11 protein-coding genes are annotated in these 12,127 nt (G+C 57.2%); 9 read left to right on the top strand and 2 right to left on the bottom strand.

The genetic code is table 11. From position 1 onward, the window contains the following. Positions 1 to 334: 334 nt before the first annotated feature. The 6 genes from L6R44_RS19410 to aldB all read left to right on the top strand — a co-directional run bounded on the left by L6R44_RS19410 (position 335) and on the right by aldB (position 7,487). Entirely contained in the window at positions 335 to 691 is a 357-nt protein-coding gene (locus L6R44_RS19410) for a DUF3302 domain-containing protein (protein ID WP_032644441.1), read from the top strand. 2 nt (positions 692 to 693) lie between these two features. Then, positions 694 to 1,830 (top strand): HlyD family secretion protein, encoded by a 1,137-nt coding sequence (locus L6R44_RS19405; RefSeq protein ID WP_077064254.1) that lies wholly within the window; start codon positions 694 to 696, stop codon positions 1,828 to 1,830. Positions 1,831 to 1,920: 90 nt separating this feature from the next. Then, positions 1,921 to 2,529: a glutathione S-transferase gene (locus L6R44_RS19400; protein WP_237425149.1), complete on the top strand. Its 609-nt coding sequence runs from the start codon at positions 1,921 to 1,923 to the stop codon at positions 2,527 to 2,529. Between the two features lie 103 nt (positions 2,530 to 2,632). Continuing rightward, positions 2,633 to 4,018, top strand: coding sequence for an L-seryl-tRNA(Sec) selenium transferase (gene selA, locus L6R44_RS19395; protein ID WP_237425148.1), 1,386 nt, complete (start codon positions 2,633 to 2,635; stop codon positions 4,016 to 4,018). Beyond that, a complete protein-coding gene (selB, locus tag L6R44_RS19390) occupies positions 4,015 to 5,862 on the top strand; it encodes a selenocysteine-specific translation elongation factor (RefSeq protein WP_237425147.1) in 1,848 nt (615 codons plus the stop codon). Before selA ends, selB begins: the two co-directional genes overlap by 4 nt. A gap of 86 nt (positions 5,863 to 5,948) precedes the next feature. Then, positions 5,949 to 7,487 carry an aldehyde dehydrogenase AldB gene (gene aldB, locus L6R44_RS19385; protein ID WP_237425146.1) on the top strand — a complete coding sequence of 513 codons (1,539 nt, stop codon included), beginning with the start codon at positions 5,949 to 5,951 and terminating at the stop codon, positions 7,485 to 7,487. Here aldB and L6R44_RS19380 read toward each other — a convergent pair. Continuing rightward, entirely contained in the window at positions 7,484 to 8,446 is a 963-nt protein-coding gene (locus L6R44_RS19380; protein ID WP_032644448.1) for a LysR family transcriptional regulator, read from the bottom strand. The genes aldB and L6R44_RS19380 overlap by 4 nt on opposite strands. Positions 8,447 to 8,566: 120 nt before the next feature. On the opposite strand from L6R44_RS19380, the gene L6R44_RS19375 reads away from it, so the two are divergent. The 3 genes from L6R44_RS19375 (at position 8,567) to L6R44_RS19365 (ending at position 10,121) form a co-directional block, all read left to right on the top strand. Then, positions 8,567 to 9,307 (top strand): MipA/OmpV family protein, encoded by a 741-nt coding sequence (locus L6R44_RS19375; RefSeq protein ID WP_032644449.1) that lies wholly within the window; start codon positions 8,567 to 8,569, stop codon positions 9,305 to 9,307. A gap of 209 nt (positions 9,308 to 9,516) precedes the next feature. Then, a complete protein-coding gene (locus L6R44_RS19370) occupies positions 9,517 to 9,702 on the top strand; it encodes a type II toxin-antitoxin system HicA family toxin (RefSeq protein ID WP_072001253.1) in 186 nt (61 codons plus the stop codon). A gap of 14 nt (positions 9,703 to 9,716) precedes the next feature. Next, positions 9,717 to 10,121 carry a type II toxin-antitoxin system HicB family antitoxin gene (locus tag L6R44_RS19365; protein ID WP_032644451.1) on the top strand — a complete coding sequence of 135 codons (405 nt, stop codon included), beginning with the start codon at positions 9,717 to 9,719 and terminating at the stop codon, positions 10,119 to 10,121. 55 nt (positions 10,122 to 10,176) lie between these two features. Here the strand turns inward: L6R44_RS19365 and L6R44_RS19360 are convergent, their stop codons facing one another. Beyond that, positions 10,177 to 12,126 (bottom strand): glycoside hydrolase family 127 protein, encoded by a 1,950-nt coding sequence (locus tag L6R44_RS19360; RefSeq protein ID WP_237425145.1) that lies wholly within the window; start codon positions 12,124 to 12,126, stop codon positions 10,177 to 10,179. Position 12,127 lies beyond the last annotated feature (1 nt).

Genomic DNA, 12,127 nt, shown 5'->3' with positions numbered 1-12,127 from the left:
AATATTTTTATGCAGATTTCTCTGGCTGCGATCGCCAGCAAACTCTGCATTGCGGACATGGGCCAGGATTAACGTCACACGAAAAGCTAAAAAAATGCGTCACGAATGTCGTATGGCAAAAAGGATAAACCTGGATTACGCTCATATTGTAAGGTTACGTCTTTTATTATTCAGGATATATTTTGACACGCTTATAAACTTGCGCGGAGATATTATTAAAAACGATACTCCCCGGCTCTGAAATAGTAAGCACAAATTCGTGTTTATATAAATTAATTAGGCTGCATACCATTCTATTAATTTAATGAGTTGACGTTGTTTAAGTGAGGAGAATATGTTTCTCAACTATTTTGCGCTGGGCGTATTGATTTTTGTATTTCTGGTTCTCTTTTACGGAATCATCGCTATTCATGACATTCCTTATAACATGGCCAAAAAGCGTAACCATCCGCATGCCGATGCCATTCATACGGCAGGCTGGATTAGCCTGTTTACGCTCCATGCCATCTGGCCGTTTCTGTGGATCTGGGCCACGCTGTACCGCGAAGATCGCGGCTGGGGTATGCAGAACCACATCACAAAGCCTGATGAGGTTCCGGGTATGGATGCGCTGGCCAAACGCGTGGCCGAACTCGAACAAAAGCTGGCAGCGGCACAGCCCGCTGCTGATAAAAACACGCTGGAGCGCTAATCATGGATCTGTTGATTATTTTGACCTATGTGGCGTTTGCCTGGGTAATTTTTAAAATATTCCGCATTCCGGTAAACCAGTGGACGCTTGCCACCGCAACGCTAGGCGGGGTATTTATTGTTGCCGGACTGATTCTGTTAATGAACTATAACCACCCGTATACCTTTACGGCGCAAAAAGCGGTTATTTCTATTCCGATTACGCCGCAGGTGACCGGAATAGTTAGTGAAGTGACCGATAAAAATAACCAGCTTATTAAAAAAGGCGACGTGTTATTTAAACTGGATCCGGGCCGCTACCAGGCGCGTGTCGACAGACTCCAGGCCGACCTGGTCACCGCGACGCACAATATTGACAGCTTGAAGGCGCAGCTTGCAGAAGCCGTCGCCAATACCACCCGCGTCTCCGCCGAGCGTGACCGCCTGTACAAAGATTATCAGCGCTACCTGAAAGGCAGCCAGGCAAAGGTGAATCCGTTCTCTGAAAGCGATATCGACAACGCGCGGCAGAACTATCTGGCTCAGGATGCGCTGGTGAAAGGCTCCGTGGCTGAACAGACGCAAATTCAAAGCCAGCTGGACAGCATGGTGAACGGCGAACAGTCGCAGATTGCCTCCTTACGCGCCCAGCTTGCCGAAGCGAAATACAATCTGGATCAGACCGTGGTGCGTGCGCCGAGCAATGGCTATATCACTCAGGTGCTGATTCGTCCGGGAACCTACGCCGCCGCGCTGCCGCTGCGTCCGGTGATGGTCTTTATTCCGGAACAGAAGCGCCAGATCGTGGCCCAGTTCCGCCAGAACTCGCTGCTGCGTCTGAAGCCGGGCGATGAGGCGGAAGTGGTGTTTAACGCGCTGCCGGGCCAGGTGTTCTCCGGTAAGCTCACCAGCGTTCTGCCGGTGGTGCCTGGCGGGTCGTATCAGGCGCAGGGGGCGTTGCAGGCATTGACCGTCACGCCGGGTACGGATGGCGTCCAGGCGCTGATTGAGCTGGAGCCTAACGCCGACGTCGATGCGCTGCCGGACGGCATCTATGCCCAGGTGGCGGTCTATTCAGACCATTTCGCCCACGTCTCGGTGATGCGTAAAGTGCTGCTGCGCATGACCAGCTGGATGCACTACCTCTACCTCGATCACTAATCTTCCAGGGGCAGGAATGCGACACGCATACCTGCCCTTTTTTCATCGCCTGATCCATACTGACCTTTTTCCGGCATCAAGGATCAGGCAATGAAACTCATCGGTAGCTACACCAGTCCCTTCGTGCGAAAAATCTCGATTCTCCTGCTGGAGAAAGGGATTGAATTTGAATTCGTCAATGAACAGCCCTACAGCGCCGAAAACGGCGTCGCGCAGTACAACCCGCTGGGGAAAGTCCCGGCGCTGGTGACGGACGAGGGGGAATACTGGTTCGATTCTCCGATTATTGCGGAGTATATCGAGCTGCTGGGCGTGGCCCCGGCGATGCTTCCGGCCGACCCAAAAGCGGCGCTGGCGGTGAAGCAAATTGAAGCCCTGGCCGACGGCATTATGGATGCGGCGCTGACTTCCGTGCGCGAGCAGGCCAGGCCCGCCGCACAGCAGTCAGAAAACGAACTGCTGCGCCAGCGGGAAAAAATCAGCCGCAGTCTGGATATGTGCGAAAAGCGCATCCGGGAAGGAAAAATTCACACCGACAGCCTGAACCTGGCCACCATCGCCATCGCCTGCGCCATCGGCTATCTCAACTTCCGCCGCGTCTCCCCGGGCTGGTGCGTTGACCGTCCGCTGCTGGTGAAGCTTGCTGACACGCTGTTTAGCCGCGAGAGCTTTGCCCGTACCGAACCGCCAAAGGCTTGACGCGGGTTATAACACTTCGTTGCAGGAGGCGGTACAATCCCTCCACATGTTAACTCCCTCTCCCGTCGGGAGGGGGGAAGATATTTACTCGCCAGGCGCTTTCATGACTACTCATCATTCGCTCTACAGCCAGATCCCCGCTACCGACCGCCTTCTTCGCGATCCCCGCATTCACGCTGTTGTGGAGCGTTTCGGCCATACCGCGACGGTTGCGATGTTACGCCTGCTTCAGGACGAAGCACGATGCGCCATTCAGGCAGAAAATAGCTTGCCCGACTGGTGTACCGCGTGGGAGCTGGAAGTGGAACATCGGCTGGACAAGAACGCGCAGAGCGCGTTACGCCCGGTGATCAACCTGACCGGTACCGTGCTGCATACCAATCTGGGCCGCGCGCAGCAGGCGGAAGAGGCGGTTGCTGCGGTCGCGCAGGCTATGCGTGCGCCGGTCACGCTGGAGTACGATCTGGACGGCGCCGGACGCGGGCATCGCGATCGTGCCCTGGCGGATCTGCTGTGCCGGCTCACCGGCGCGGAAGATGCCTGTATTGTGAATAACAACGCCGCAGCGGTGCTGCTAATGCTGGCGGCCACCGCCAGCGGCAAAGAGGTGGTGGTTTCCCGCGGCGAGCTGGTGGAAATTGGTGGGGCGTTTCGCATCCCGGACGTGATGCGCCAGGCGGGCTGCACGCTGCATGAGGTGGGCACCACCAACCGTACCCACGCGAAAGATTATCGCGCAGCGGTGAACGAAAACACCGCCCTGCTGATGAAGGTCCACACCAGCAATTATCAGATTGAAGGCTTCACCAAAACGGTTGATGAGGCCGAGCTGGCGGCGATGGGGCGCGAGCTCGATATTCCGGTGATTGCCGATCTCGGCAGCGGTTCGCTGGTCGATCTGAGCCAGTACGGCCTGCCAAAAGAACCGATGCCGCAGGAGATGATTGCGGCGGGCGTCAGCCTGGTCAGCTTTTCCGGCGACAAGCTGCTGGGCGGGCCGCAGGCCGGGATTATCGTCGGCAAGCGCGAGCTGATTGCGAAGCTGCAGCAGCATCCGCTCAAGCGCGCCCTGCGCGCCGATAAAATGACCCTTGCCGCGCTGGACGCCACGCTGCGGCTCTATCTCCATCCGGAGAAGCTGGCCGACCGCCTGCCTGCGCTGCGCCTGTTAACCCGCGATGCCGCCTCGATTCGCGCCCAGGCCGAACTGCTGCTGCCGCGCATTGCCCCGCATTACCCCGATTTTGTCGTTCGCATTGAGCCCTGCCAGTCCCAGATTGGCAGCGGTTCGCTGCCGGTGGACAGGCTGCCGAGCGAAGCGCTCACCTTGACCCCGCGCGACGGGCGCGGCAGCCACCTGGAAGCCCTGTCGTTGCGCTGGCGCGGCCTGGCAACGCCGGTTATCGGGCGGATTTACGATGGCCGAATGTGGCTGGATCTGCGCTGCCTTGAAGATGAAGCGCGATTTCTGGAGATGTTGTTGAAATGATTATTGCCACCGCCGGTCATGTCGACCACGGAAAAACCACGTTGCTGCAGGCCATTACCGGGATAAACGCCGACCGCCTGCCGGAAGAGAAAAAGCGCGGGATGACCATCGATCTGGGCTATGCCTACTGGCCCCAGCCCGATGGCCGCGTGCTGGGCTTTATTGATGTTCCAGGGCATGAAAAGTTTCTGTCCAACATGCTGGCGGGCGTCGGCGGCATCGATCATGCCCTGCTGGTGGTGGCCTGCGATGACGGCGTGATGGCGCAAACCCGTGAGCACCTGGCGATCCTGCAGCTGACCGGCAGCCCGCAGCTGACCGTGGCGCTGACCAAAGCCGATCGCGTGGATGAAGCCCGCGTCAGCGAGGTGCGCGAAACGGTACAGGCGACCCTGCGCGAGTATGGCTTTGTCGACGCACCGCTATTTGTCACCGTGGCGACGGAAGGCCGCGGTATCGACGAACTTCGCCACCACTTGCAGCAACTTTCACCGCGTGACCATGCCAGCCATCACCGCTTCCGTCTGGCGATTGACCGCGCATTTACCGTTAAAGGCGCGGGTCTGGTGGTCACCGGTACCGCCTTGAGCGGTGAAGTGAAGGTGGGAGATAGCCTGTGGCTGACGGGGGTGAACAAGCCGATGCGCGTGCGCGGGCTGCACGCGCAAAACCAGCCCGCAGAGCGCGCTCATGCCGGGCAGCGTATCGCGCTGAACATCGCCGGGGATGCAGAAAAAGAGCAGCTTAACCGCGGCGACTGGCTGCTGGCCGACGCCCCGCCTGAACCGTCTGAACGCGTGATTGTCTCCCTGCAGGCCAACGTGCCCCTGACCCAGTGGCAGCCGCTGCATATTCACCACGCGGCCAGCCATATCACCGGGCGCGTGTCGCTGCTGGAAAACGATCTCGCCGAGCTGGTATTCGATTCACCGCTCTGGCTGGCAGACAACGACCGTCTGGTCCTGCGGGATATCTCCGCGCGGGAAACGCTGGCCGGGGCGCGGGTGGTGGCGCTTAACCCGCCGCGGCGCGGCAAGCGTAAGCCGGAATATCTGCAGTGGCTGGCCGCGCTGGCACAGGCGCCGGATGATAGCGCCGCGCTGCGGGTGCATCTCGATCGCGGTGCGGTAAGCCTGAGTGATTTTGCCTGGGCACGCCAGCTGAGCGGGGAAGGGCTGCGTCAGTTAACCGGAGAACCGGGCTTTATTCAGGCCGGGAACAGCCTGCTCAACGCTCCGGTTGCCGCACGCTGGCAGCGTAAGATACTGAACACGCTGGCGACGTATCATGAACAGCATCAGGATGAGCCAGGCCCGGGCCGCGAGCGCCTGCGCCGCATGGCCCTGCCGATGGAAGACGACGCGCTGGTGCTGCTGCTGATCGAAAACATGCGTGAAAGCGGGGTGATTAAAAGCCACCACGGCTGGCTGCACCTGCCGGATCACAAGGCCGGGTTCACCGCAGAGCAAGAGGCGATATGGCAAAAAGCGGCCCCGCTGTTTGGCGATGAGCCGTGGTGGGTTCGCGATCTGGCTCGGGAAACGAACACCGACGAGCAGGTGATGCGTCAGGTATTGCGGCACGCGGCGCAGCAGGGGCTGATAGTCGCGATCGTGAAAGATCGTTATTACCGTAACGATCGTATTGTGGCGTTTGCCAGCCTGATCCGCGAGCTGGATCAGGCGCGCGGCTCAACCTGCGCCGCCGATTTCCGCGACCGGCTGAACGTCGGCCGCAAGCTGGCGATCCAGATCCTGGAGTATTTCAACCGCATCGGCTTTACCCGCCGTCGCGGCAACGATCACCTTCTGCGAGATTCGCTATTATTTCCTGAAACTCCGTGACCCCCGTCGTAAACGCCGTTACCGGCTGGCGAGAAAATCGCCAGCCGGAACTACCCTTGTTGTACACCAACAGCAAGGAGACGGTCATGACAAACAATCCTCCCTCATCGCGTATCCAGCCCGGCGAGTATGGTTTTCCCCTCAAGCTGAAGCCCCGTTATGACAATTTTATTGGCGGCGACTGGGTCGCTCCCGTCGACGGCGAATACTATCCCAACCTGACCCCGGTTACCGGCCAGCCGCTGTGCGAGATTGCCAGCTCCGGCAAGCGTGACATCGACCTGGCGCTGGATGCGGCCCACAACGCGAAAGAGAAATGGGCTCACGCCTCCGTGCAGGATCGCGCGGCCATTCTGTTCAAAATTGCCGACCGGATGGAGCAGAATCTGGAGCTGCTGGCGACGGCGGAAACCTGGGATAACGGCAAGCCGATCCGGGAAACGATGGCGGCAGACGTGCCGCTGGCCATCGACCACTTCCGCTATTTTGCCTCCTGTATTCGCGCTCAGGAGGGGGGGATCAGCGAGGTCGACAGCGACACCGTGGCGTATCACTTCCACGAACCGCTGGGCGTGGTAGGGCAAATTATTCCGTGGAACTTCCCGCTGCTGATGGCGAGCTGGAAAATGGCCCCCGCGCTGGCGGCCGGAAACTGTATTGTGCTCAAACCGGCGCGTCTGACCCCGCTCTCGGTTCTGCTGCTGATGGAAATCGTTGGCGATCTGCTGCCACCGGGCGTGATTAACGTGGTGAACGGTGCGGGCGGTGAGATAGGGGAATATCTGGCGACCTCAAAACGGATCGCTAAAGTGGCGTTTACCGGGTCGACGGAGGTGGGCCAGCAGATCATGCAGTACGCCACGCAGAACATCATCCCGGTGACGCTGGAGCTGGGCGGGAAATCCCCGAACATCTTCTTCGCGGACGTGATGGAGGAAGAAGATGCCTTCTTCGATAAGGCTCTGGAAGGGTTTGCGCTGTTTGCGTTTAACCAGGGCGAAGTCTGTACCTGCCCAAGCCGCGCGCTGGTGCAGGAGTCTATCTATGAGCGCTTTATGGAGCGGGCCATTCGCCGCGTTGAGTCTATCCGCAGCGGTAACCCGCTCGATAACGTCACGCAGATGGGCGCGCAGGTCTCGCATGGGCAGCTGGAGACTATCCTCAACTACATCGACATTGGTAAGAAAGAGGGGGCGGATATTCTCACCGGAGGGCGTCGTAAGATGCTCGGCGGGGATCTGCAGGAAGGCTATTACCTTGAGCCGACGATCCTGTTCGGTCAGAACAACATGCGCGTCTTCCAGGAGGAGATTTTCGGACCGGTGCTGGCGGTGACGACCTTCAAAACGATGGAGGAGGCGCTGGAGATTGCCAACGACACGCCGTATGGCCTGGGGGCTGGCGTCTGGAGCCGCAACGGTAATCTGGCCTATAAAATGGGCCGGGGCATTCAGGCCGGGCGCGTCTGGACCAACTGCTACCACGCCTATCCGGCACACGCGGCATTTGGCGGTTACAAGCAATCGGGCATCGGGCGTGAAACCCACAAGATGATGCTGGAGCATTACCAGCAGACGAAATGTTTGCTGGTCAGCTATTCCGATAAACCGCTGGGGCTGTTCTAATCGCCCAGCTCAGGCCGTCCATGGGCGGCCTGAGCAATTTGCTGGCGCAGGCAGTTCAGGACGCCATCCAGAACGTATTGCACACGCCAGGGCTGGTAGTCGCGCTTGCGGAAAATCGCCGTCAGATCGAGCCACCACTCTTCCTGGTGCGGGAAGCAGGGGACCAGCATCCCGTGCGTTAATTCTTTTTTCAGACTCTCTTTTGGCGCAAAAACAATCCCAAGATTATTTCTCGCCAGTTCCAGGGCCGTTTGCGTATTGTCGCAAATATAATTACCGGTCACCCGGTAATCATGCACTTCTTCACTGCCATGCATCCTAAAACGCCAGATGTTGGCATCATCGACCAGCATGGAGTCAATGAGAATACAGGAGTGATGAATTAAATCTTCAGGTCCGGTTAAGGGATGGTTATTTAAATATTCGCGCGTTGCGAATGCCGTAACGGAATATTGCGTTAACACGCTGGCGACCAGGCTTTCGTCTTTCGGTTGCGCATAGGTAATTAAGATATCGCAGTCATCCGGAAAGGACACGCCTTCTGAAAATTCATTCCGATCCAGGTTGTAGGTTTTCAGGGAGATGCGGATGTCACCGATGTCTTCTATCTGGTGGATCACGTGTCGCGCGAGGTAGGTCACGATACCCGTTGGGGCATAGATCGTCACTTTTCCGCGCTTTTCATGCTTATAATCAGCAATGAAATTAACAAGCTGGCTGTTCTTATCCAGCGTGGCATTCACGTAGGGGAGTAGCGCTTCACCAAACTGGGTCAGGGAGAGCTGGCGCGTAGTGCGCTCAAAAACCTTGAGTCCGACTCGCGTTTCAAAATCAGAGAGATATTTACTGACGTTGGCCTGCGCCATGCCCAGCAGGGCGGCTGCATCACCAATGCTGTGGGTGGCGGCAATGACGGAGATAATTTTTAATTCCCGTGGTTTTAGCTGTAGTTTACTCATTACGCGCACCCATCTATATGATTTTATATATAATATTATATAAACCGCAGCGTTGCATTGGCAAATTTGTAACCATTATTATGCGCCTCGCTTGTTTGGCATTTAAATGGATTACATAGAATGACTATTAAATACAACTTACTCATCGCTGCCACGTTATTTGCATCAACGTCTGCCATGGCCGGTGAATTTTCACTTGGAGCGGGGGCTGTATTTAATGAGTCTCCTTACAAAGGCTATAACGAAAATACAACCGCAGTACCGTTAATTAGCTACGAAGGCGATCGTTTCTATATTCGCCAGACCACGGGCGGATGGGTTCTGTGGAAAGATGCAAAAAATGAGTTGAGCCTGACCGCTACGTGGATGCCGCTGCATTTTGATCCTGATGACAACGACGACCATCAGATGAAGAAGCTCGATGAACGTAAGGCGTCCGCATTCCTCGGCGGCGCGTACTACCGCCACGAACGCTGGGGTTCGCTGAAAGTGGCCCTTTCTGGCGATGCGATGGATGAAAGCGGCGGCGTGGTGGGCGAGATATCTTACTTCCACCCAATCAGAATGGAACGCCTGACCCTGACGCCTTCTGCTGGCGTGTTCTACAGCGACGAAAGCTATAACGATTACTACTACGGTGTCTCCGGCAGCGAGTCCCGACGCTCAGGACTGGATCAATACACCGCCGGTGACAGCTGGACGCCATACGTTGGCCTGGCGGCTAAGTATCAGCTAACCGAGAAGCTGTACCTCAATGCCAGCGCGGTCTATACCGTGTTGCCTGACGACGTGAAGAACAGCCCGATGATCGACCGCGACGACAGCTTCGCGCTGATGACCGGGCTGACCTGGCGCTTCTGATGTGGTAAAGCCGGGTGGCGGCTTCGCCTTACCCGGCCTACGATCGTGCCTGCATTTTTATCTGCAATACAACGTTTTCCTTTTTCATTTCTCGATGCCTCTTCCTGTTTCGTCAAAACACGACTGCATTGATATTCCTTATGCGCTAATGTGATTCGACCCGATAGCGATGGTGTGTGTCGTGTGTATAATCATGGAAGGATTGGGATGTGAAAAGTGCGGATGTCATTACTGTTCTGCTCGGCCATGGCTGGAAATGCGTCAGAACGAAAGGAAGCCATCATCAGTTTCGCCATCCAGAACAGAAAGGGCTGGTTACTGTCCCACATCCTAAAAAGGATATTAAACCGGGCACTCTCGCCCAGATCTGGCGGCAGGCGGGAATTAAACACTGATATCAGGAGTAGTTATGTTTTATCCGGCGTACATTCATTCTGACTCCGACGGTAGCGCCAGCGGCTTTTTCCCTGACGTTCCAGGCTGTTATTTTGCTGGTGATTCCCTGGATGATGCATTTCAGGATGCACGTGATGCACTTACAGCACACTTCGAAGCGCTGTTTGAAATGGATGAAGCACTGCCTCTTCCGGGTAATGTGGAAGCGCATCTGGAAGGTCGTCCTGAGGATTTTATTGGCGGGCAATGGCTGTTGGTGGATATTAATATGAAGCAGTTCGACGGCAGGGCCGAGCGTATCAACATCACGATGCCTCGACGTTTGCTGGTCAAGATTGACTCCTTTGTCAGCGAGCATCCTCAGTTCGCTAATCGGAGCGCATTTCTGGCTGAGGCAGCACGTCGCGTGCTGCCATAGCGTTTGCCCTCTCCCCGTGGGAGAGGGTTGGGTGAGGGCAACAGGCTGCAGAAATTCAGCCTTCATCCACCCAGATCCGCATTTCCCCTTCTCCCCGGTTCGCCCAACTGAACCAGGGAATAAAGGTCAGCGTCTGGGGCTGACGCCGTACCGGCGAGCGGTCGTACTGCCAGAGCGCATCCGTCTCTTTCACGTGACAGCCCATCCCCTCCGCCTGTATCAACATTTTGTGCGCGAAAATGCCTTTCCCTTCAAAGACCCGGAACTCGACGTCGCGCGGCAAAGAAAGGTTATGCAGATTGGCACCGTTATCCGCCTCTTCCAGGCAATAAACCAGCGGTCCGCGCTGCAGCGCGACTTTCCCCGCCTGCTGACGTACCTGCGGATTGCCATACACACGGCGAACCGGCATAGGCAGCGTCAGCGTGATGACATCCCCTTCCTGCCAGGTACGAGTGAGATAGTGGTATCCACGGGAGATCTCGCCCGTGACCGTTTCTCCATTTAATAAAACGCCAGGCGCCGCACACCAGTCCGGTAGCCGCAAAGCCAGGGTATGCGTGACGGGAACAGGCGAGGTAATCTCGATTTTCACCTCTTCCTGCCACGGATAATTACCGCTGATCCGCAGCGCCAGGGTTTCATCGCCAACCGGAACGACGACATCGTTGCCGACGTAGAGGTTAATAAAAAGCGCATCCTGGCGAACGGTATAAATGTAGTGCCCCAGCGACGTCAGCACGCGGGCGATATTCGGCGGACAGCAGGCGCAGCCAAACCAGCGCTGGCGGACGGGCTTCACGTGATCGTAGATATGGTTGAACGCCAGCGTTTTCGGATGCACTTCCAGCGGGTTCACGTAAAAGAAATGTTTACCGTCCAGCGCCATCCCGCCCAGCACCGTATTGTACAGCGCGCGCTCCATCACGTCGGCATAGTGGCCGTCTGCCTCCATTTCCTGCATCCGCCGGGCAAACATCATCAGGCCGATGGAGGCGCAGCTTTCGGCATACACCGTATCGTTGGGCAGGTCGTAATCGCTGCTGAACGCCTCGCCGCTGCTTTGCGAGCCAATCCCGCCGGTAATGTACAGCTGGCGCTGCGCCATATTTTTCCACAGCCGCAGGCAGTCCTGCCGTTTCCCCTCGTCGTGACTCAGGCGCGCCAGATGCGCCATGCCCGCCATCAGGTAGACAAAACGCACCGCGTGGCCGATGGCCGTTTGTTGATCGGCAAGCGGCTGATGCGCCTGGCTGTAGGCTTTGTCCTTAACCATCCAGGCCGGGCCATAGGTGTTCCAGTATGACGTTCTGCCGCGTTTCTCGTATTCGATATCATAAAAGTGCGGCTGCGCGCCGCGTTGTTCAATGAAATATTTCACCAGAGCAAGATAGCGAGGCTCCTGCGTGACGTCGTACAGCCGCATCAGCGCCAGCTCGATTTCCGGGTGGCCCGGATAGCCGTGCAGCTGGCTTTCGCCCGGGCCAAACACGCTGTCGATATGGTCCGCCAGCCTGCAAACCACATCCAGCAGGCAGCGTTTCCCTGTTCCCTGGAAATACGCCACGCCCGCTTCAATCATATGACCGGCGCAGTAGAGCTCGTGGCATTCGGCCAGATTGGTCCAGCGCTCCTCAGGCGCTTTTACCGTAAAGTACGTGTTGAGATAGCCATCCTCACATTGCGCCGCCGCGATCAGCTCAATCACCTCGTCGGCGGTTTTCTCCAGTTCTGCATCAGGCTTCTGGCACAGCGACCACGCCACGGCTTCCAGCCATTTCGCCACGTCGCTGTCCTGAAACACCATGCCGTAGAATTCACCCTGCTCCAGGCCTGCCGCAATGCGGAAGTTGGTGATAGCGTGGCTGGGCTCGGCTTCCGCCACGCGGTCGTTCAGCGCATCCCACTGGTAGGGGATGACGACATCACGGGCCAGGCGTTGATACTGCCCGAGAAACGGGTCGTTGATTTTCAACTGGTGCAGATCGGGTTCCATTATGGTCATA

This window comes from Enterobacter cloacae complex sp. ECC445 (assembly GCF_021892025.1).
Lineage (GTDB): Bacteria > Pseudomonadota > Gammaproteobacteria > Enterobacterales > Enterobacteriaceae > Enterobacter > Enterobacter chengduensis.
Note: the sequence above shows the minus strand (reverse complement) of the source record. Positions and strands in the feature narration are given on the sequence as shown.